Here is a 23,864-nt window from a genome sequence, read left to right as displayed (position 1 = left end):
TTTTATTGTTTATCCTAAAATCACCAAATTATCCATTGAGTCTTTTTTATGTGTGCTAACTCGTTTATAACCCAAACTTTATTTAGGTTTATTTATCAAAGTTAAAACTCTTTTTTATAAACCATCATCCAATGATTCTATTCTTTTAAGATTTTGGATGTCTCATAAGTGATACTCCTAATAACAATCAGTTATCAATTAGAGTAACTGCTAAAGTTTGTGTTTTTATAATCTTCATCCCAAATATAAAAAATTTCCACTAAAACCCTTCATTAAACTTTTTATTCAAACCCGAAAGCTATATTTGTTTGGCAATTTTTAGGTACTGTAATTACTCGAATTCCCATGAAGCTTAATCGACTTTTTGTTCTACTGGCTATTCTGTATATGGCATTGGCTCAGGTTGTAGCATCGAATAATCAATTAACGGCATTACCAAAGGTTGATACCCTTGGGCAGAGTGTTTGGGTTGATTCGCTTATGAAATCGCTTACGCTTAGGGAGAAGATTGCCCAATCGTTTATGGTTTCGGCTTACTCCAATAAGGATCAGAAGCATATCGATGAGATTGTTACTTTGGTTAAGAACGAGAAAATTGGTGGTCTGATTTTCTTTCAGGGTGGTCCTGTTCGTCAGGCAAAGCTTACCAATTACTACCAATCCCTTTCCAGAGTTCCAATGCTTATTTCCATTGATGGTGAGTGGGGGCTGGGTATGCGGTTGGATAGCACATTCTCGTATCCCCGCCAGATGATGCTTGGTGCAGCGTCAAACCAGCATCTGGTGTACGAGGTAGCATCGGATATTGCACAGCACATGAAGAGGATGGGAATTCATATCAATTTTGCACCCGTTGTGGATATCAACAATAACCCGCTGAACCCTGTTATAAGCAGCCGTTCGTTTGGTGAGAACAGGCAAATGGTTGCCGATTACGGCGTAGAGTATATGAGGGGTTTACAGGATAATGGCATTATTGCCTGTGCAAAGCACTTCCCGGGTCATGGCGATACCGATGCCGATTCGCATCTAGCTTTGCCCAAAGTAAATCACAATATTGCACGTTTGGATAGCGTTGAATTTTACCCATTCAAAAAACTTATTAGGGGTGGTGTTGCATCGGTTATGATTGCACACCTACGCATTCCTGCGCTTGAGAAGGATACAACTCTGGCATCGAGCATATCGCCTTCGGTAATCAAAGGATTCCTTAAGGATAGCCTGAAATTCAATGGGTTAGTATTTACGGATGCCCTGAATATGAAGGGTGTTGCTGATTTTCACGCACCAGTGATTTTGAACTGGCTTGCATACAAAGCGGGCAACGATTTTCTAACCTGTCCCGAGAAGGTAAAGGAGTCAATTGATTATATTTTAGGTGAGGTTGCTAAAGGAAATTTTACCGAGGATGAGGTAAACAGTAAGTGCCGAAAAATCCTTATTGCAAAATATGCAGCTGGACTTTCGGCCTATAAACCGATTGAACTAAAGAATCTGAATTCGGATTTAAACACCGTAACCTCCGAGCTGATAAAACGAAGGGTTGCCGAGCAGGGAATTACGCTTTTGAATGGGAGCAGGCTAATCCCAATCCTAAGGCTCGATACCCTTAAAATTGCTTACATTGAGGTTGGTAAGGGGAAGGGCGATGCTTTCCGCAACCAGCTGGAGATGTACACTTCTATAACCCCGTTTAGTATTAATCCAGAATCGTCATTAAACTCCTACGATTCGTTGCTTACAGCATTGGATCCATACAACCTGATTATAGTTGGTTACCATGCAGCCGATACTAGGGTTGCAAAGAATTATGGGATATCGAACCAAGCCTCTAACTTCATTTTCGACCTATCGTTTAGGAAGAAAATTATTGTAGATGTTTTTGGTAATCCCTACACGCTGAATCGTCTTCTGAATCTTCCATCGTTGGGAGGTTTGATGATCTCTTTCGATAATTCGGACATTATCCAAAGCCTATCGGCGCAGCTTATTTTTGGTGGGATTGGGGTGAATGGAACGTTGCCAGTATCGCCAACAAAGGATATTCAGATTGGTAGCGGTTATAGGAATGGTGAGCGAATTCGGTTAAAGTACACCATACCCGAGGATCTTGGAATTGATTCCAAATATCTCCTAAAGGTCGATTCAATTGCAAACGATGTTATTGCAAAGCAGATTACTCCGGGCATGCAAATTCTTGTTGCAAAGGATGGGGTTGTTTTTTACAATAAATCCTTTGGTTCCTATACCTATAGCAACGAGGTTACTGTGGATAATAATTCGATATACGATATTGCATCGGTAACAAAGATTACATCCACCGTTCCATCCATTATGCGCTTGTTCGATAGGGATAGCATTGGCCTGCAAAAACCGCTCGATAGCTATATCAATTTTACGAATGGGTGTAATAAGAAGAAATTGGTAATTAGCGATCTGCTTCGTCACCAAGCGGGTTTGCAGCCTTGGGTTCCATTCTATCTATCTACACTCTCAACATTATTTCCCGGTAAACCCGCTATTAGTAGTATTCAAAGTCCAGAATATCCTTACTCTTTTAACGAAAATACCTTTATCAGTAAATTCAGCATTCCTAGCCCTAAGTATTACAGCAGTAAATATTTATTTGATTTTCCGCTACAGGTTGCAGAGAATATCTATGCCATAGAGGGTATGAAGGATTCCATTTTTATACGGATAAATGCCTCGGAGATAAAGGATGCTGGTAAGTATAAGTACAGCGATTTGGGTTTCCTATATCTACAGCGTGCCGTTGAGAATATTACCAGCAAAGGGCTTGATGAGTATGCCGATATTAATTTTTACAGACATCTTGGGATGAATTGCACATCTTATCAACCTTTAAGGAAATTCGATTGCTCAAGAATTGTGCCTACGGAGGATGATTTGACTTTCCGTAAACAGGTTGTTCATGGGTATGTACACGATCAGGCTGCTGCCATGATGGGTGGTATTGCCGGACATGCAGGGGTTTTCTCCACTGCAAATGATCTTGCAAAGCTTATGCAGATGTATTTGCAGAAGGGGGTTTATGGTGGTGAGAGGTTTTTCTCAGCCAGTACCGTTGAGCTGTTTACATCAACGCCAAAGGATAATAATGGGAATCGCAGGGCTTTAGGATTCGATAAACCTGAGCCTAAAGTTGGTAAACCTTCGCCCGCTTGTGTATCGGCATCGGCATTGAGCTTTGGACATTCGGGCTTTACTGGAACTATGGTTTGGGCTGATCCTGAGAATGGCGTGGTATATGTATTCCTCTCGAACCGTGTATACCCGGATGCTTCGAATAATCGGTTGGCGGATTCTAATATTCGTACTGATATTCAGGAGATTTTTTATCAGGCGGTGAGGAAGGCTAGGGGAAAGTGAAAAGTCAATTAATTAAAGATTAAACTGTTTTTGATTTATTTTATGCCAAGATATCGCAGATTGCGATATAGTATTGTTACAAAGAAAAAACCGATAAATCTGCATTTTTGGGTGAGAGTAATTCGTCAAAGAATCTCCAATTTTAGTCAAAAAGGTGATGGTAAATTCTGAGAAATAAAACGGATTTTTTACTTGAAAATAGGGAGCGTTTTTATCTTTTAAACCCAACGGTTGAAGCCTGTAAATTATTGGTTAATAATCTCCTTCGAGTACCCACAGTTATAGTATTAATTAAGTATCCTAATGTTGATTTGCATTGGATAGGTATTGGTAAAATGGCAATGAATAATCCCAATCATACCTAGTAAAATCAAGTGTTAAAATAGTATTCAATTGCACACTTTTCAAGTTAATAAAGTATTTGTAATAAATAAGTTTTTAATTTTGATGGCTTGCGATATTACTAAAACGTTAGTAAACAATTATGATGCTTAATGGTTTGTATCATTAAAATCAAGAACTTATACTTTTTAGGTGGTAATTAATATTGGATGTTATTGATTTTAATTAAAAAATTGCTTTAAATTTCAATCCAAAGTATATTTATTTTAATGGTTGAATTGTTTAATATAGTAGTTCGATTTAGACTTTTTATTATAGTAATAATTGGTTTTGGCTGTCCATTTATTTCTCAGGCGCAGAGAGTGTCTGATGAAAAAATAAAGACAGCCTATACCTATCAATTTGCTCAAAATATTGTTTGGCCTAACGAGCAAGCGTTAGATACATTTAGAATAGTAGTTTATAGTGATAATCCAAAACTAATCAATGAGTTTAAGGAGATTTCAACGGTAAAAACACTTAAAAATAAGCATATAGCTGTTTATAAAGTAGATCAAATTACCAGAATAAAAGGCTTAAAGCCAAATATACTTTATGTAGATAATAAATTCAATGAGTCTTTAACCGAAATATATCAGGAGTTACTCACAATTCCAGTTCTAATAATTACCGAAGAGAGTACTCTAAAAGAGTTCGTTATGATAAACTTTATACACTTATCAAACGAAAAAAACAAATTAAGTTTTGAGGTAAATCGTAATGCCATAGAGCAAAACCATAACCTAACAGTACTACCAAGACTCCTTCTTCTTGGTGGATCTCGCCTTGATGTTGCCAATCTTTATCATGTTCAAGAGGAGAAGTTGAAGGAGATGCAGAATAAAGTTGAGGGGTATAAAAGGGAGATAGAAAAGCAGCAAATTATTGTCGACTCGCAAGGCCAGCAAATTGAGCAACAAAATTACGAGCTTCGGTCTCAAAAACAAGAGATTTACAATCAACAAGTTCAGATTGAAATTCAAAAAAACAAACTCGATACTCTTCTGAATGAAATAAATAGGCAGCAACAGGTTGTTATTGATAATATATCACTACTTAAAAAGAATAAGGATGATATAGATAATCAACGGAAAACCATATCCCTTCAGGTAAAAGAGATGAATCAATGGAATCAGATTCTTGAGAAACAAAAACTTGAGATACAAAACCAGTATGAAAAAATCAAAGATCAAAGGGAGACCTTATTCGTTCAACAAAAAAGAATTCAAACCCAACAAAAATTTTTAGTTTTAACAGTATCATCAATTGTTCTTACACTAGGACTAATCTTTTTTATACTCTTAGGTTATCGGGATAAACAGAAGGCAAATAAAATTCTTCAGGAAAAGAATTTTGCCATTGAGGAGCAAGAGACGGCATTAAAATATCAAACTAAATTAATAGACCTTGCTAATAAAGAGTTGGAAGAACAAAACCAGTTATTGGAAAAAACGGTTGAAGTAAGAACCGAAGAATATAGGATTGCAAAGGAAAAGGCTGAGGAAGCCGATAAACTTAAATCGGCATTCCTTGCAAACGTGTCTCACGAGATACGAACTCCATTAAACGCTATTGTTGGGTTTTCTCAGATTTTGTCGCTTCAACTAGATTATGATGAAGAGTTCAAAGGTCATTTTGATGTAATTATGCAAAGTTCAAATGATCTTTTAAGACTTATAAACGATATTATTGATATTTCGAAAATTGAATCGGGTCAGTTACACTTTAATATAGTTGATTGCCTTTTAGAATTGGAGCTTGAAACATTACATCGATTTTATAATGAACAAATTGTTATTGAAAAGAAGGAGAATGATTTGAAGTTTATATATTCCCCCGATAGAAGTGTACAACCATTAATTATTAAAATTGATCCTGCACGGATTAAGCAAGTTTTAACCAACCTGCTGAGCAATGCCTTAAAATTCACTGATAACGGGGTAATTGAATTTGGGTATAAGGTTCATAAAGATGAAATAGAATTTTTTGTAACCGATACCGGAATAGGAATTCCAAAGCAGTTCCATAATGATATTTTCCAGCGTTTTAGAAAAATAAAACAAAGTGATGATAGATTATATTCTGGCACAGGCTTAGGTCTTGTAATATCCAAAAGCTTAGTTGAACTGCATGGTGGAAGGATGTGGTTTGAATCATCACCACAGCAAGGAACAGGTTTCTTCTTTACAATCCCTTTAATTTATGGAGATGCAAAGATTGAAGAGCCATCACCTAAAAAGAGAATCCTATCTTTTGATGATAAAACGGTATTGATTTGTGAGGATGATAATAATTCAATGGAGTTTCTAAAGCGAATACTATCTAAACTAAATTTCAATATAATCGCAGCTTGCGATGGTGTTGAAGCAATTGAAATGTTCAAAAACAATCCCGATATTGATGTTGTACTTCTTGATATCCAAATGCCTAGGCTTAATGGGTATGATACTTTAGCTGAAATTCGAAAAATTTCAACAAGGAAAATTCCAATAATTGCTCAAACTGCTTTTGCCATGACTCATGAGATTGAAAAGATTATAAACTCTGGTTTTGACGACTATATTTCAAAGCCAATTGTTGTTGAAAACCTAGTTGATATTTTATCGAAGAGATTATAGATTTACCTTCCAGTCCTTGGGTGAAACCTAAGAATAGTATCCCTTAAGAATTCTTTATCCATATGGGTATAAATCTCAGTGGTTTGGATAGATTCATGCCCAAGCATCTCTTGTACGGCTCTAAGATCGGCTCCTCCTTCAACCAGATGAGTTGCAAAAGAGTGGCGGAGCGTATGTGGGCTGATACTCTTTTTAATACCTGCCAGTGCTGCATGTTTTTTAATGATAGTGAAAACCATTTCGCGGGTCAGTTTTTTCCCCCTTCGATTTAGAAAGATTATATTTTCGGAGGCCCTATCAACCTTATACGAAACGCTATTCCTTTGGCTTAAATAAAAATTAATCTCCTTAATTGCCTTATCGCCAATTGGCACCAATCGCTCCTTATTACCTTTTCCAATAACCCGAATAAATCCTTGATCAAAAAACAGATCTGTAAGTTTAATATTAATAAGTTCAGATACCCTTAACCCGCAGCTGTAAAGGGTTTCAACCATCGATTTGTTGCGCTGCCCTTCGGGTTTGCTTAAATCGAACGAGGCTTCAATAGCATCAATCTCGCTAATACTAAGAACTTCGGGTAGTTTCCTTCCAATCTTTGGCCCTTCAATAAGTTCAGTTGGATCTTGGTCAATAACCTCTTCAATCATCATATACTTATAGAATCCCCGAATGCCCGATAGTATTCTAGCCTGAGTACGCTTGTTTAGACCAATCTCATCAACATGGTTAAGAAATTCCTGAATATGATGCATTGTGATATTTTCAGGCTCAATGCCAATGCTATCGCCAAACTCCATCAACATTTCAACATCATGAGTATAAGCCGATACTGAATTTCCCGACAGCGATTTCTCTACCCTTATGAAATTGATATAATCGTCAATTGCTGCTTTCCAACCCATCTTATAAATAATATTTCGACCAAATTACTTTCTATAAACTGATTATCAAAATTTAATCCTGTGAAGATATGAGCAATACAATAACACAAAGCATACTAATAGTCATACTTTCCATTCTTTGCCATATATTTGCATTGCAAATCAAATAATAATATATGCTTAAACGAACAAAAATTGTTGCAACCATATCGGATGAACACTGTGATGTTGAATTTCTCCAGAAGCTTTATGAAGCTGGGATGAATGTTGTAAGGTTGAATACGGCTCACCAAAATTTAGATCAAGCAAGGGCGGTTATCGATAATGTTAGAAAGGTTTCCGATAAAATTGCTATTCTTGTTGATACAAAGGGGCCAGAGATTAGGACTTCATCATTCGGTGAGGAGTTGAATGTTTCAAAAGGTAATAAGATAAAGTTGTTTGGTGACCCAAATGGTGAATCGAAAGGGGATAGCCTATATATCTCTTATCCTAAAATTGTTGCTGAAGTTCCTGTTGGAAGTTGTATTCTTATTGATGATGGAGATATAGAGATAGTGGTTATCGATAAAACAGATGAATATCTTCATTGTCAGGTCGATAATTCGGGGAAAATTAAACCTCGTAAAAGTATAAATATTCCGAATGTTCATATCAATTTACCATCCTTAACGGAAAAGGATATTGAGTTTGTTAAATTCGCTATTGAGAATAAGTTGGACTTTATTGCTCATAGTTTTGTTCGAAAAAAAGAGGATGTAATTGAGATTAAAAAAATACTCGAACAGTATAGTAGCCCGATCAAAATAATTGCAAAAATTGAGAATCAACAAGGTGTTGATAATATTGATGAAATTTTGGATCACACCTATGGAGTTATGGTAGCAAGGGGCGATTTGGGCATTGAAATTTCTGCTGAAAAAATTCCTGTTATTCAACGAAGGATTGTAAAGAAATGTATTGAGAGTAAGAAACCAGTAATCATTGCAACGCAAATGTTGCATACCATGATTGAACACCCAAGACCAACCCGTGCAGAGATTAGTGATATTGCAAATGCAATCTACCAACGCGTTGATGCTATTATGCTTAGCGGTGAAACCGCCTACGGGGCTTACCCAATTGAGGCCGTTAAAATAATGACACGTGTTGCTCAGGAGGTAGAGATTAATATAGAACCAGATCCTAAGCAAAAACTTGTAAGAATTAATAATGAGATTACAGCAACGTTAGCTAGATCTGCCGTAAGGGCTTGTGCCAATTTACCAATTAAGGCCATTGTTATTGATACTCTAACAGGTAGAACGGGTCGTTACCTTGCGGCATTCCGAGGGAAAATACCAGTATATGTAATGTGCTACAAACCACAAGTTATGAGACAACTTGCGCTATCCTATGGGATAATAGCGGAGTATATGGAACCGCGCTCTACTCGTGATCATTTTCTTGCTGACGCAATTTCTATAATTGAGTATCAGAGTAAATTAAACCCTGATGATTTGGTTCTTGTAATAGGGGGTAGTTTCGGTCCAAGGGATGGCGCATCGTTTATGGAGATTAGTCAGGTGAAGAATTTGGTTAAAAGTGGGAAGTAGAAGGAAGAAGTTGGAAGATGCTTAATAATTTGAAAATTGTGGAATTTGAAGATTTGAAAATTAACGAATAACCCAATAACCCAATAACCCAATAACCAAGTAACTAATAACCACAGAACCAAACCCCTTAAATGGATAAAAAATACATATTTGTTTTTTTCCTATTTTTAGTATCTACAACCAATGCTCAGCAGCTACCTGAGTGTTGGTATAGATCCCAAGCAGCTTTCGAAGGAGGTGAGTTTAATAGTTCCTTACAATGGTTGGATTCTTGCATAGCAAAAAAACCAAAAAACTATACTTATTGGGTTAGGAGAGGGGAGATACTATTTAATTTAAGTAGATATAACGAATCTATTGAATCATCGTTAAAGGCTGAAAAGTTGAAATTAGGATCATCGTCATACATTTTGGCAAAAGCATTTTGTATGATGGGCGATACATCATCATGTATTAATTGGTTAAAAACATATTTGGGTCAGAGCGAGAAGGAGACCGAGGGAACAATTAAACTGAGTCCTGCTTTTGCAAGCACTTCTTCAACCAAAGTGTGGAAAGATTTGTGGTTAAAGGATTGGTATTCGCCCTTAGAGAAATTAGTTGCAGATGCAAAATATAGCATTGCAAGCTGTCAGTGGGAAGAAACGCTTGATTTGCTTAACCCACGATTAAAGGGTAGTAAACCTCGCCCTCAATTACTTGCTCTGAGAGCGGAAGCATATTTTGGTTTAGGCAGTTTTGATAATGCTGTTGATGATTATTCTATTGCAATCAAGCGCAGTAAAAAGAACCATTCGTATTTAGCAGGTAGATCACAAGCCTATATAAAGTTCGAAAAATATAACTCAGCAATCAACGATATAACTAAAGCAATTGAACTATCAGGGGGTAAACCTCAATACTACAGGATTCGGGCAGAGGCTTACCATTTAAATAAGCAGTATCAGCTCGCTTTTGATGATATTAGCTACTATATATCTTTTTACCCATCTGATTCTGAAGCATCATTCTTATTTGCAACAATTGCTGTTGATGCAGGTTATTATGTTGATGCTCTTTTTACATTGGGTAAACTCATAAAATCAAACCCTCAGAAAGCGGCAAATTATTATATCAGAGGTTTAGCATATGTAAAGACACAGAATTATCAACTTGCAGAGATTGATTTAAATATTGCAATTGAAAAGAATTATCAATTGGTCGATTCATACTATTATAGAGGAATTTCCAAATTGAATCAGGATAAAAAGGATGATGCATGTGTTGATTTGGAAGAAGCATTAAAGCATGGTAATTTTAAATCTCAGGAGGTGATTTATAAGTATTGTAAGAAACCATCAACATTAACTAAGTGGTAAAGCAGAGAGTTGAATTATTTTCCATTTGCTTAACATAATTATCAGTTATTTAATGGAAACCAGTAAATTAGTGATTTGCTAATCATTCATTAACTCTTTAATCTCTTTAATCTTATCCTTAGCACTTTTTAAGTCAGGATTTAGTTCCAGTGCCTTGGTATATTCAGCCAAAGACTCCTTTAGCATTTTCTTATTGAAATAACCCTCTCCTAAACTATCATGTGCATTAGCTGACTTTGGAGCAAGTTGTACCTGCTTTTTAAATTTTTCGATTGCCTCATCAAAGCGTTTTTGATTAAGAAGAAAGTATCCATAATCATTGAAAAAAGCAAAGTACTCAGTATTATTACCAAATTTACTTTCTATGATTTTGTACTGTTCTTCTGCCTTAACCAAATCTCCTTTTTTCTTTAAACCCTGAATTAATAAAAATCTCCCTGAATACTCATCTATCTTAATCAGGTATTCAATCTCTTCCGCCGCTTTAGCACTATTATTCAAATTTAAATAGATTTGTACTAAAAATCTTCGAGCCTGTTTCTCATCTATTTTCATTAGTTTATTTGCCAACTCCAATGCTTTTTCATTATCACCCCCAGCTATGCTAGGTACTTGTATATAAAAGCCTGTAAGGTTTATCATTGCAAGTCGATGGTTAGGATCTGCTTTAAGTGCCAGAATTAGCTCATCCTTAATACTACCAACAATAGATAACTTGCTAAAAATGTTTGCCGTATTTACCTCAATCACATGTAACATAGACATCTGGTAATGATAATCAGCATTTTTAGAATTTAGTTCGATGGCTCTTTTATTCTCCTCAATGGCATCGTCAATTTTTTTTAATTTAGAAAGTACAGCTGCAAGTGCATAATGTGCATCAGCATTCTTTTCATCTTTAACAATTATGCCGTCAAGTAAAGTTTTTGCGGTTTTGTAATCCTCTTTATCGTAATAAGTTAAAGCGTTCTGAACATCTTTATTATTGACAGTTATAATTTCCTTATTCTGAGCAAAAGAAGAGGTTAATTTAAATGCAAAGAATATAAGGGCAGCTATAAAAAGTAGCGCATTTTGTTTTGACTTAATATACTTCATATTAAAAATCTATAAAGATTCACATTCATTTTATTTAACCGGATTTTTATAGCAACTTTCAAGCCAAAATTGCATTTCAAATAAAAACAGTAAGCAATTCAAATACTACTCATACCTTAAAATCTCAACAGGATTGATCCTTGCAGTTTTTAATGCTTGGTACAAAACTGTGATAATTGCTATGATTAATGCTGCTACCAAAGCCCCTGCAAAAATCCACCACGAGAAGTCAGTATGGAAAGCATAATTACTAAACATTCCATTTAATGCAATATACGATAATGGAATTGCAATTATACCTGAGATTAATACCCACTTTGTAAAACTACCTAAAAGAATTCCAATTATCTTAAACATTGATGCACCATGTATTTTTCTCAATACTAAAGATTTACGCTGCTGTTCGGCAATAAATGCGGCAAGACTTAATAATCCAATACAGGAGATAAGTATAGCAAGTACTGTAAATTGTCCAAGTATTGATTTAAGTTGTTTTTCTATGGAAAACATATTATAGTATTCATCGTCCAAAATAGTTGACTCGAATGGGAATTCAGGGTAAAAATCAGAAAAAATAGTTCTTATTTTGTCCATTGTAGCCCCATCGAATGATTGTTCAGCTTTAATAATTACATTAGATAGGTTTTTTTGACCATAAAGAATAAATAGTGGTTTGATTTTCCCTGAAAAGTGCTCGAAATGAAAATCTTTCATTACTCCAATAACCTTAAGATTATAACCCCAAATTCTTAAAGTTTCATTTAAAATTTGCTTTTTATCAATAATCTTAGCTGCCGTTTCGTTTATTACAACACTCATTGTATCTGATGGAAAACTTGATGAGAAAAACCTTCCATCAGCCATTTTTATCTCAAATGCATCGGTAAAAAACTCATCTGCTACGGTATTTGTAAACAGATAAACTTGAGTGGTATCCTTTCCATCCCAAGAAATGCTGCTAGTTGAAGAATAAATTTTAAAAGGTAGATTTTGAGAACCAGTAACATACTTAATACTTGGAATTTTACTTAACTCATCTTTAAAACTATTATATTTTGGTTCCATCTCTTTCCTAAAGGGCATAAATATGATGTTATTTCGGTTCATACCCGTATCTACATTACTAATAAAATTTAGCTGTTTAAACATGAAAATGGATACAACAACTAAAAATATTGTTATAGTATATTGTACAATAACCATTGTTTTTCGAAATCCAGCTCCTTTTGCACCCGAACGCAATAACCCTTTTAATACTTTTGAAGGTTGAAATGATGAAAGTACTAGTGCTGGGTAAATTCCTGAAATTATTCCAACAGCAAGTACTACAAGTAATATTTTGTACCAGAATTGAAAATTTGAGAAACTCATTACCAACTCAGTGCCAAGTGTAGAGTTGAACGTTGGCAAAAAGAAATCAACTAGTAAAATTGCTATTATCAAAGATATAATTGTACTTAAAAATGATTCTAAAAAATATTGCATTACAAGTTGAGTTCTGGATGAACCTATCACTTTTCGAATTCCTACTTCTTTTGCTCTATTTGCAGCTCGAGCGGTAATAAGGTTAATGAAATTGATACAAGCTAAAATTAGCACAAAACCAGCAACTGAAACAAGAATGGTTAACAGTAAAATAAGACTAAAGTCATTAGGATCAGGGTTATAAAGTCTTACTTTTTCAATAGGGTATAAATGAAATTTTGTTGTGCTTGAAATATTCATTTTTTCAATTTCAAGATTCATGTTCTTTTCTAATTCCCCTATTTTATCTGTATTATTAAGCTTAACAAAAGTGCTATGTGAGTTCCAACCCCAACTATTAATTCCTCTAACACCAAAATCTTTTAACTTCTCAAATTGAATTAAAGATGAGAATTGAATATTAGCGTTTTTTGGATAATCCTTTATAACAGCGGTTACATTTAATTCAACAACTCCATTCAGTCTTATGCTTCGTCCAATTACATCCGTTGTATTAAAAATTTTCTTAGCAAGCTTTTCCGTTAGAACTATCGAATTTAAATCTCTCAAACACTCATTCTTGTTTCCTGAAATAAATTCAATCTTAAAAATTCTGAAAAAAGTACTATCGGTAAAACCTAATTCTGAGTCGCGAAAAGCTTTTTCGCCCATTCCAATAACTGCGGAATTGTGTGCAAACCTTGCACTGCTGTTAATTTCAGGAAATTTTTCTTTCAAAAAACCAGAAAGTGTCCCAGGTGTTGAGTATGTGTAGAGTTTATATCCATTTGCATACGACTGAATTTCATAAACTTGAAAGATTTTCTGATATTCAGAATGAAACTTATCATAGCTTTTCTGAAAATCGGCCCAAAGTAAAATAATCATTGTGCAGGCTAACCCAAAAGCTAACCCTAGAGTATTCACTATGGTATAAAATTTACCTCTCCCCGATACCCTTACAAATTGTTTTATCCAGCTAATTAGCATAATTGAAAGTTTTATATGAAGATTTATAATAATTAATCTAACAACCCTAATCAACCATCATACCACCTGTTCTATTGCACTGATATTATAATATTTACATTTTTAATTTTTCACTTTTTACTTTTCACTTTCTTCCTTCTGTCCATTCTGCAACACTAAAGTGTCCATTCATGGACAATTATATACCTAACCTAATAATTCTTACCTTAGCATTGTTCAATTGCATCTACTATGATTCAGAAAGATAGTAAAATCCTTATTGTTGATGATGATGAGTTTATTAGGCTCAGTCTTAGGGTATTGCTTGATGATTGTTTTTCAACTATCGAAAGTATTTCTAGCCCAGAGCAAATACCAACAAAACTATTATCGGAATATTTCGATGTTATTCTTCTGGATATGAATTATACTCCCGGAGATATTTCGGGCAAAGAGGGACTGAAATGGCTTAGCTGGATAGTGAATAACTCCCCAGAGGTTTCCGTAGTAATAATCACTGCTTATGCAGATATTGAACTTGCTGTTGAAGCTGTTCGAATGGGAGCTATGGATTTTGTAGTTAAACCATGGCAGAACGAGAAAATGATTGCAACAGCCAATGCAGCATTCCAACTTAGTTTAAGTCGGAAAGAATTAAATTCGTTGCATTTACGACAAAGGGCTATAGGTAGAATATCAAGTTCACCGTTTGAAGAAATGGTTGGTCACTCCTCTCAAATAAGGAAAGTTTTCGATACAATTACAAAGGTTGCTCCTACAGAGGCAAATGTTTTAATCCTAGGTGAAAATGGCACTGGAAAAGAACTTGTTGCACGAGCTCTACATAGAATGTCGCAACGTAATAGTAGTGTATTTATTACTGTTGATGTTGGGGCAATTCCAGAATCATTATTCGAAAGTGAACTCTTTGGTCATCAAAAAGGTGCTTTTACAGATGCTAAGGAGGAGCGGATAGGCCGTTTTGAGGCAGCCTCAGGTGGGACACTTTTTCTCGATGAGATTGGCAATCTTACACCTACATTGCAAGCTAAACTTTTATCGGCAATCCAGAATCGAAAAATTAATAGACTAGGCGGTAATAGGTCAATTGATATTGATGTAAGGTTAATTTGTGCAACGAATGGTGATCTTACAAAGATGTCTCAGGACGGTTTATTTAGACAAGATCTTCTATATCGGATTAATACAGTTGAGATTACCCTTCCACCGCTTAGGGAGAGAATTGAAGATATTCCCTCCCTTGTAGCACATTTTATTACCCTGTTTTGTAAAAAATATAATAGACCAACACTGAAAATCCCGGAGCATGTTATTCAGAAACTCCAGAAATATCATTGGCCTGGAAATATAAGGGAACTTCGACACGCAATTGAAAGGGTTGTAATACTTTCGGATAGTGATGGCTTAAGGGTTACTGATTTTCTTTTTACAGAAACAGAAAAGCCACAGGGATTCCCTCTCGACGATTTTAACATTGATAAACTTGAACATTGGGCTATTGTTGAGTGCCTTAGGAAACATCAGGGTAATGTGAGTAAAGCAGCCGCTGAACTTGGGATTACAAGAGGGGCGTTGTATAGGAGGTTTGAAAAGTATGGGTTGTAAGTTGTGTTGCTGTGTTAATTTTTGTCTTTTGAAACTTGAAATTAATCCATGATTAACAAAAAATATCAAATAGGATTTTTGGTAAGAATACTACTCCTAACTCTTTTTATTGCCCTGTTAATGTACATGCTTATAATCGAAAAGCAATATTTAAGGAGTGTATATCTAATTTTCTTAATAATCTATCTGATTTGGAGTATTTATAGATATATAACTAAAATCACCCGCGATTTCTATACATTTATTTCTGCTTTGGCCAATGAGGAGTATTCAATTCAATTTGCTGAAGATAAGAGTAACAGAAGTTTGCAGATACTTTATCATCTATATAATACGACTGCCAGTCGATTTCAAAAAGTAAAATACGAACGAGATCTGCAACATGTTTTTCTTGAGGAGATTATGCAACAGATCGAAGTCGGTATTCTTGCTTTCGATAAAGATGAGAAGGTTTTACTGATTAATAAGGCATATAGTGAACTTTTTCGATGTAAAAAACCACAAACACTTGCAGACCTCAATCCTAATATCTACAGTATTATTAAGGAGATAAAACTGGGAGCCAGAAAACTAATTTATCATTCAATTGATGGAGAAAAATTGATTCTATCAGCTCACTCAACTTCTTTTGTTCTTAAAGGAAAGAGCATGACCCTTGTTTATTTTCACAATATTAAAACGGAGATGGATGAGCAGGAATTGGAATCCTGGCAGAAACTCTTTAGCGTATTAACTCATGAAATAATGAATTCAGTAACGCCAATTAGCTCTTTATCATCAAGTTTAAATAGTAAACTTAAAAAAGATATTGTTGAATTTGGGGCGGCTGAACCTAAGACATTAAACAGTCTATCGGAGGGATTGGAAGCCGTTGCATTAAGAACAAAAGGATTGCTCACATTTACCGAGTCATTCAGAAAACTTTCAAAAGTTCCTAAACCCAAAATTGTAGAGATTGAACTTGAAATATTATTTGAAAGAATCAATACTCTTTTTTCATCAACATTTCAAACGAAAGGAATAGTATTTTCATACCTAATTTCACCCGAAGCATCCATATTATTTGCCGATTCTCAGCAGATTGAACAGGTTTTAATAAATCTTGTGCAAAATTCAATTGATGCTCAGTCTACAAATTCTGGAAGCAAAATTATTATAAAGGTTACTAAGAATTATGAGGGCAAAACCGAAATCTCCATTTCAGATAATGGGATGGGTATTTCGGACGAAATCATGGAAAAAGTTTTTATTCCGTTCTTCACTACAAAGGAGAAAGGCACTGGGATTGGACTTAGCCTTTCACGTCAAATAATTCGAATGCATGGGGGCATCATCGGAATCAATTCAAAAACTGGCGAGGGTACAACCGTTTCTATTAAAATCTAGCTAACCTTTAATCTTAAGGTATTCGTCTAAGGGTAACGGATCGTGTGTTTTTGCCCAATGAATTGTAACCTCATATTGTTTTTTAAGGGTTGAAAAGTCAAACATTAAAAACTCTTCCTTAAAATCGGGTACATAAACGAAAGTTCTTTCTGCAAGATTAGGCGCTTCCTCTTTGAGTTCTTTTAATCTCTTATAAAAACCCCTATTTGAAATAGCTTCAGGAGAAACTCCAACCTTATCGAAGAATTTAAACTTATCGATACCAAACTGTTGAAGTTCCAGATTTGTGTTAGGAATTGAATCTCTTTTTCTGCTAATGATTAACATCGTATCAACTTCAAATCCGCTATACTTCTCAAATTCAATTAATGAATGGAAGGGGACGTGGTCTGCGGCAATGCCCCCATCATGATATGGAACATCAGGAATGGTTTTAATGTTTCCAATACTTACTGGGGGAAATGCAATTGGGTAAGATGTAGATGCCATTAAAACATCAACAATGTTCAGTGTTGAATCGCTTTCGCGATTTATGCTACGATTGCTGAGTCTATATGTTCTATCCTTAAAGGTAAGTATTTTAAGATTTACAATCGAAAATGAAGTTGGATACGGTAAATCCGATAATTTCTCGTAACCTAAACTATCGGTTACGATTCGTTTGATCAAGTTCCTTAAGGGTTGAGTATTTACTGGCAGTTTATTCCCATTTCTAATAAATATATCATCATTAGAAAGGTTACTTAAAATATTAATGTATTCGCTCCATGTGATTTTCTTTTCAAGAATTGCATTCAAAACAGCCGCATTTAAAGCACCCGAACTAGCACCTGATATAAATACAACATTATTTAGCAATCCCTTACTATGGAGATGCTCGAGTAAAGCTGCTTCCTGAGCAATTTTTGCTGCTGCCCCAGTTATAATTACGGCTGTACCATGTTTCTTTTGAAACGTTGGTTCTTTAATTTCTTTATCTCTAGAACCCGTGAATAACCATATACAAATAGAAACGAAAAATATTAAATAGAAAATTCTTCTTCTCCTTTTTCGTTTTGGTGAATAGTAATTGCTGTTTGCACTATTTTTAGACATTGTGTCTTTGATTTAATTTTCAATAGTTATCTAATGAATGATTATGTATATACAACATTCGTTCGCTAATTTACTATCTATTTTTTTAAAATTAAGAGATCGTTATCCTCATAAATAACTTTGTAAATTCCAGAACTCTTCAATTCAATTATTTTTTCGTTAAAAGTATCCACACTTAAAGGGTAAGTTCCTCTTTTATTTAGTATTAGTGCAATGTAATCGGCATCTTTTACAATGGGGAAATGATATATTTTATCTCTGAAAGCCAAATATGGCGCTAAACAAGAAATTACGGACACCTTGGAATTATCATCAATGACTTTTAACGCATTTTTTATTTTGGTAACATCAATCTCCGATTCATAGTGTATACCACTATAAAAGCGATTATTTGTTTTATCATACCATTTCGAAGTTCTATGATCCAATGAGTTAAACGTAAAAAACAACGTGGTTAAAGCAACAAATACAGCAATACCAACCTTAAACTTTTTAGTATTTTTAACAAGATCAATCAAGGCGATACTTAAAATTGGAACCAATTCGATTGAGTATTGTCCATTTATCCCCCAAAGGGCATAATCATTGGAAAGAAGTTTTTGAGCAAAAATGGGTATCAACATTAAAAGATATACTGGTCTAAGTATCAATGCTAATCCGCCCGAAACTAGTACCATTATTAAAAACTCCTGCTTTATTCCATTATAAACGGGATCACCTAGAGTATTTTGAAAAAGCAACGAAAAAGTATGCAATGGACTTTCAATCATTGTAAGCAATATTGCTCCTAAAGAATTACCTAAATGTGAGTATCTTCCAAATTGCAAATTGCCCTCTGTACCTTGAAGCGATGGCATTACTATACCAATTATTATAACACCATAAAGTAAACAAAAGACGGTAGCTGGTATTTCAAATTTCAAATACTCTTTTTTATACTCTTTCCAATTCTTTATCATTAAGCCTATAATGATAAAAAATACCCATATCGACATTGTTTCAGTTGAGAATAGAACCAAAAGCAAAAATATTGATGCTTGAATTAACTTCCGTTTCTCTAAATAGTAAATAAACCATGGAATAAACATTGCTCCTAAAACATTGCAATGAAAATCGAAAGAAAGGGCTGAGTATATTCCCCAAATGCTAAAGAATTGTATAAGTACAACTAAGGGTATAATGGAATTGCTACTAAATTGAATTTTGGAATACTTATATATTGCAAGCCCCCCTGCAAGAATTGCAGCAATCTGAATGACTAAAAGAGTGTAAGAACCAAATATAAAATAGAGGGGTGATAGTAGAATAAGAATTACAGAGAAGTGAGTTCCCATAAATGGCATTTCAATCCCATCGATCCCTAAAGTAAAGTATGCGTTTTTGAAGTGAGCAAAGGAATATAGGGCATGATTATACATCCCTAAATCAAGCGCATAGGTTCGCAATTGGTAGTGGTTAACTAATGAAATTAAGCAATAAATAATTGCAAATACGGTAAAGACTACAAAAAGTTTTTTATCATTCTCCAAAAAATATTTTCGCATTCTAATAACTTATCATAATTTAGTTAATTGACACAGCAATTTGTCAGATTGAATCAAAAATTTGCCAGACGATGTAGAAATTGAAAGAGTCCAAAAAAAACTATGTAAATAATTAAAAAAAAATTGACATATAAAGATATAGTAAACTTTAAATCTTTTTCAGCATACCCCCAAAAAACAATATATTTTCTGAGAATTAACAGACAGAAGAAATTTTGCCTTCTGATAAATTTGTTTTAACTTGCTTTTGAATTATTAATCTTAAATTATTTTAAAATGAAACACTCAAAATTTTTGTTAGCGTTATTGTTACATTATTTATGATGATGTCTTGTAAGCAAGATGTTGTTAATCAAGTTAAACAGAATTCTCTTGAAGAGTTTTCAAAAAAAAATGTTGCATTTTATGATGCAAGGATTAGAAGTATTAATAAAACTTCGTATGTTAGAGAGCTATATTTCAAAAATTTCTCTGATGAGCCGTTGAGAGTACAAACCACATACTTTAACGAAGACATATTCGTTGATAATGGGCAAGGCAATGATTTGGTCGCAAATGATGGTGTCTTTACCTCAACGGAGGTATTTAGCCATGACACTCGTATTCCTTATGACAGTTTTAATTCTGTAAGATCGGTTTTGAAAGCTCCTGTTGTTCATCCAAATTTTCAGCAAAGTATAAAGTTAGCTGCACACGAATCTAATTATAGTATCAGAAAAAGACCCAATAATCAAAAAATTATGGAAGTAACTTGCGATATTACATTTGGTGGTGGAGGTTGCAATGCCTGTGATTGGTTTGGAGGTGGTTGGTGTAATTATTGTTTTAGACTTAGTGATTGTTCTATAACAATTGGGTTTTAGTTACCATCATAATTAGGTTAAGTTCCTGTATTGGTGATGAATTATAATCGATAATATTGTAAATAGCTAGAACCAATTCTATTTGTAATAGTTATTCACAGTTCTTCCACTAACATATAGGAACTTACCTTGTTGATATTAATTATTGTTTTTCAATTTTTCAAAATAGTTAATTCCTATTAAAATATCTTGACTTTCCCACTTAATGAGACTTTGTTTGAAATCATTATCAGTTTAATATTTAAAATAAATGCATGAAAAAGGAAATTAAAATAGCCTTAATAATTGTATTTGGATTCATGTTCCTTCTTTGGTTAGAGAAGCCTTTGAGAGAGTATTTAATGAAATGTATAGGGGATGAATTATTTGCGAAATTCATAGCAGGTATAGCCGTAAGACTTACGATCCTATGTATTACAATTTATCTTATATTCAAGTTGAATCTTAACAAATTTACTGGGCTTGACTCCAAAATGCGAATGAAAAATCTTCATTCTATAATAATTGCTTTGGCATTCATAGTAATTGGAATATTAAATAACTGGGGAATATATTCAAGTATAGAATTAACTAAATTAATACTATTTACAACCTCCGTAATTATAATTGGCTTTTTGGAAGAATTTGTTTTTAGAGGAACAATACTTCCTTTATTTATTAAATCTTTAAAAGGCAAAAAACAAATTCTATATTTAAGCGTATCTCTGTCTGCTTTCTTGTTTGGATGTATTCACTTCATTAATTTATTAAATCAACCAGAAAATGTTGGAGGTGTAACATCACAAGTGTTTTTTTCATTCTCAATAGGTGTTTTTTTGGAGGCTTAATGCTTCGGACTGAAAACATTATTATTCCCTCAATTATTCATGGATTAATAAATTTCGCTTTTGGTACAGGTGAACTTAAATCTGAAACTATTCGAAGAATCTCTGACAGTGCATCAAAAGGGATTAATTGGAATTCAATTATTCCAACGACTATTTTCTTCATATTTATTTTAATTGGTGGTATTTACATGATTAGAAAATCTGATACCGATGTAATGCTAACTAAGTTAAGATAATCGAACCAAATTACTACAAATACTTAGGTCGAATTATGAACCATGCATAAGTGGAAAATTTAACCTATTAAACAAATGAGGATATCTTTTCTTGAAATAGTCTAATAACTGTAAGATACTTTAAATATATTATCTATGCCGTATAGTAGAAATAATTTTCAACTTTTTACAATAAAGAGAATATTAGTTGAACTTGATTAATATGTGTGTTAGAATATTTTTCTTTAGAGGTGAGTGGATAAATACATATATTTACAACCAGTACTAACAAGGGAATCATGGATTTATTTAAAGGTCAAAACCTCATAGAGTTTGCTGAACGCTTTAAAACGGAAACAGATTGCATAGAATACCTATCACACTAAATGGTCGGAAGGTTTTACGTGTTCAAAATGCGGACACACGGGCAGCCAGATTAGGGCAAATGCTTCTCGGACTTGCAATAAGTGTAGCCATACAGAGTCGGCAACAGCCAATACATTGTTTCATAAAGTTAAGTTCGGAGTACGCAAAGCGTTCTTTATTTGTTTTGAGATGGCCACCTCCACCAAAAGCCTTTCCGCAAGCTATATTGCGGTTCGTTTCGGGGTGACAGGAAAAACAGCGAGGTTGTTCATGCACAAGGTTAGAGAGGCGATGAAATCAAGTGAGCACCATCCGATTGACGGCATTGTTCATGTTGATGAATTTATTGTTGGGGGTAAAGAAAAAGGCAAAGTTGGCAGAAGCTACGATGTCAAGAAAAAGAAGGTAGTATGTGCCGTAGAGTTTACCGATGAAGGGAAGGTTAAACGAATGTACTCCATGAAGATTGACAATTATTCTGCAAAAGAGCTAGAAAAGATATTTGAGAAACATATTTCAGCGGAGGCTACCGTTGTCACCGATCAGTGGAAGGGTTACAGGCCCTTAATGGAGCGGTATAACATAACTCAAGTCGAAAGCGAGCATGGCTTGAACTTTAAGGCTCTGCATACGATGATACATCAGGTAAAATCATGGATCAGAACAACCTATTCTTGGGTAAGTGAGTTTAATACCAATCGCTACCTTAACGAATTTTGTTATAGGATTAACCGCTCGCTAATGAAGGAGAACATATTTAATAATTTAATAAGGAGAATGGTAATTGTCGAAAAAATTTATCAAGAAAAATTAATATGCACCTAACTACCTACCTCTATAACGATATTTTATAACCTTCCTAATTTATTAATACTTTTTAAAAACTGTTGTTGATGTATGTCCTCCAAATCCAAAAGTATTATTCAGAGCAACTAGTACTTCCTTTTTACAAGTTTTATTCGGTGTTAAATTTAAATCAGCATTAATTTCAGGATCTATCTCGTTCAAATTAATTGTGGGTGGAATTGAATTGTATTCAATTGATTTAATGCAAATTATTGCCTCTATGGCTCCTGCGGCTCCTAATAAATGCCCTGTCATTGATTTTGTTGCACTGATTTGAACTTTATGTAAAGATTGACTAAAAACCTTTTCTATTGCCTTGCACTCACTTATATCTCCTAGTGGAGTGGATGTAGCATGTGCATTAATATAAGAAACACTATCTTGACTTAAACCAGAATCAGTTAATGCGCCTTCCATGGCCAATATTGCACCTAGACCATCTGGATGTGTGGCCGCAACATGGTAAGCATCGGAGGCAGCACCATAACCAACTAATTCGCAATATATTCTAGCATTTCTTTGCAAAGCATGTTCAAGTTCTTCAATCATAAGAACACCTGCTCCTTCTCCAGCAACAAATCCATCGCGAGTTTTATCAAATGGGCGAGATGCAGTTTCAGGTGAATCATTCAGTAATGATAAAGCCTTCATCGAATTAAAACCACCAATACTTGACTGTGTAATAGATGCTTCTGCACCTCCTGCAATAACAATATTTGCTCGTCCTAATCGTATAAGATCCAAAGCATTTCCAATTGCATTATTTGACGAAGCACAAGCGGATGCAATAGAATAACTTACACCTCTTAGCCCATAACGAATTGATATTTGACCAGATGCAATATTAGGTATCATCTTCGTTATAAAAAAAGGACTGAATCGAGGAATACTACCACCTTGAACAAAATTTGTTATTTCCTCTTCAAATACAATATGTCCTCCTATTCCTGTTGCAATAATAACACCTACTTTATCGAGATTGCATTTATCCAAATTTAATCCTGAATCCTTCATGCATTCATCTGTAGCAGCTAAGGCAAATTGTGTGTACAAATCGATCTTCCTCGCCTCCTGTTTATCCATGAATTGAAGGGGATTAAATCCTTTAACCTCACACGCAAATTTTGTTTTATGATTTGTTGTGTCAAATCTTGTAATTAGGGCGGCACCACTTACTCCTTGCAATAAGTTATTCCAAAAATCGTTAACTTTATTACCAATAGGTGTAATAGCACCTAATCCCGTTATCACTGCTCTTTTCATTTACTATATTTTTTAGTTCAACACTATTTAAAAAATATCTATTTACTAATAAGTAAGTATATATGATAAAAAAATT

Annotated in this window: 15 protein-coding genes and 1 pseudogene; 10 read left to right on the top strand and 6 right to left on the bottom strand. The window is 34.3% G+C overall.

Features of this window, described 5'->3' with window-relative positions:
- Positions 1–345 precede the first annotated feature (345 nt).
- Complete coding sequence (locus HOO91_19070; GenBank protein NOU19664.1) at positions 346–3,390, top strand: serine hydrolase; 3,045 nt, start codon at positions 346–348, stop codon at positions 3,388–3,390.
- Between the two features lie 611 nt (positions 3,391–4,001).
- Complete coding sequence (locus tag HOO91_19065) at positions 4,002–6,389, top strand: DUF4154 domain-containing protein (protein ID NOU19663.1); 2,388 nt, start codon at positions 4,002–4,004, stop codon at positions 6,387–6,389.
- Between the two features lie 2 nt (positions 6,390–6,391).
- On the opposite strand, the gene xerD is transcribed toward HOO91_19065, so the two are convergent.
- Entirely contained in the window at positions 6,392–7,294 is a 903-nt protein-coding gene (xerD, locus tag HOO91_19060) for a site-specific tyrosine recombinase XerD (protein ID NOU19662.1), read from the bottom strand.
- Between the two features lie 155 nt (positions 7,295–7,449).
- Here xerD and pyk point away from each other — a divergent pair, with 155 nt between their 5' ends.
- Both pyk and HOO91_19050 read left to right on the top strand, forming a co-directional pair.
- Positions 7,450–8,868, top strand: a complete 1,419-nt coding sequence (gene pyk / locus HOO91_19055; GenBank protein ID NOU19661.1) for a pyruvate kinase — start codon at positions 7,450–7,452, stop codon at positions 8,866–8,868.
- A gap of 131 nt (positions 8,869–8,999) precedes the next feature.
- Positions 9,000–10,226, top strand: coding sequence for a tetratricopeptide repeat protein (locus tag HOO91_19050; GenBank protein ID NOU19660.1), 1,227 nt, complete (start codon positions 9,000–9,002; stop codon positions 10,224–10,226).
- A 78-nt stretch (positions 10,227–10,304) separates the two neighbouring features.
- Here the strand turns inward: HOO91_19050 and HOO91_19045 are convergent, their stop codons facing one another.
- Positions 10,305–11,324 (bottom strand): tetratricopeptide repeat protein, encoded by a 1,020-nt coding sequence (locus HOO91_19045; GenBank protein ID NOU19659.1) that lies wholly within the window; start codon positions 11,322–11,324, stop codon positions 10,305–10,307.
- 105 nt (positions 11,325–11,429) lie between these two features.
- A complete protein-coding gene (locus HOO91_19040) occupies positions 11,430–13,778 on the bottom strand; it encodes an FtsX-like permease family protein (protein ID NOU19658.1) in 2,349 nt (782 codons plus the stop codon).
- Between the two features lie 231 nt (positions 13,779–14,009).
- Between HOO91_19040 and HOO91_19035 the strand changes: the two genes are divergently transcribed.
- Together HOO91_19035 and HOO91_19030 are read left to right on the top strand one after the other, a co-directional pair.
- On the top strand, positions 14,010–15,383 hold the full coding sequence (locus HOO91_19035) for a sigma-54-dependent Fis family transcriptional regulator (GenBank protein ID NOU19657.1): 1,374 nt from the start codon (positions 14,010–14,012) through the stop codon (positions 15,381–15,383).
- A gap of 48 nt (positions 15,384–15,431) precedes the next feature.
- Positions 15,432–16,769, top strand: a complete 1,338-nt coding sequence (locus tag HOO91_19030; protein NOU19656.1) for a hypothetical protein — start codon at positions 15,432–15,434, stop codon at positions 16,767–16,769.
- Here HOO91_19030 and HOO91_19025 read toward each other — a convergent pair whose 3' ends face one another.
- Complete coding sequence (locus tag HOO91_19025; GenBank protein ID NOU19655.1) at positions 16,770–17,864, bottom strand: patatin-like phospholipase family protein; 1,095 nt, start codon at positions 17,862–17,864, stop codon at positions 16,770–16,772.
- A gap of 77 nt (positions 17,865–17,941) precedes the next feature.
- The gene (locus tag HOO91_19020) at positions 17,942–19,408 is read right to left on the bottom strand and encodes a DUF2079 domain-containing protein (protein ID NOU19654.1); all 1,467 of its coding nucleotides are present in this window, start codon (positions 19,406–19,408) and stop codon (positions 17,942–17,944) included.
- A gap of 326 nt (positions 19,409–19,734) precedes the next feature.
- Here HOO91_19020 and HOO91_19015 point away from each other — a divergent pair, with 326 nt between their 5' ends.
- The 4 genes and pseudogenes from HOO91_19015 to HOO91_19000 all read left to right on the top strand — a co-directional run bounded on the left by HOO91_19015 (position 19,735) and on the right by HOO91_19000 (position 22,504).
- Positions 19,735–20,271, top strand: a complete 537-nt coding sequence (locus tag HOO91_19015) for a hypothetical protein (GenBank protein NOU19653.1) — start codon at positions 19,735–19,737, stop codon at positions 20,269–20,271.
- A 254-nt stretch (positions 20,272–20,525) separates the two neighbouring features.
- Positions 20,526–21,098, top strand: coding sequence for a CPBP family intramembrane metalloprotease (locus HOO91_19010; GenBank protein ID NOU19652.1), 573 nt, complete (start codon positions 20,526–20,528; stop codon positions 21,096–21,098).
- Complete coding sequence (locus HOO91_19005; GenBank protein NOU19651.1) at positions 21,098–21,334, top strand: hypothetical protein; 237 nt, start codon at positions 21,098–21,100, stop codon at positions 21,332–21,334. Before HOO91_19010 ends, HOO91_19005 begins: the two co-directional genes overlap by 1 nt.
- Positions 21,335–21,612: 278 nt before the next feature.
- Positions 21,613–22,504 (top strand): annotated as a pseudogene (locus HOO91_19000) (IS1595 family transposase).
- Positions 22,505–22,546: 42 nt separating this feature from the next.
- Here the strand turns inward: HOO91_19000 and fabF are convergent.
- On the bottom strand, positions 22,547–23,788 hold the full coding sequence (gene fabF / locus HOO91_18995) for a beta-ketoacyl-ACP synthase II (GenBank protein ID NOU19650.1): 1,242 nt from the start codon (positions 23,786–23,788) through the stop codon (positions 22,547–22,549).
- Positions 23,789–23,864: the final 76 nt, after the last annotated feature.

The sequence above is a fragment of the Bacteroidales bacterium genome, from assembly GCA_013141385.1.
Lineage (GTDB): Bacteria > Bacteroidota > Bacteroidia > Bacteroidales > Tenuifilaceae > UBA8529.
Note: the sequence above shows the minus strand (reverse complement) of the source record. Positions and strands in the feature narration are given on the sequence as shown.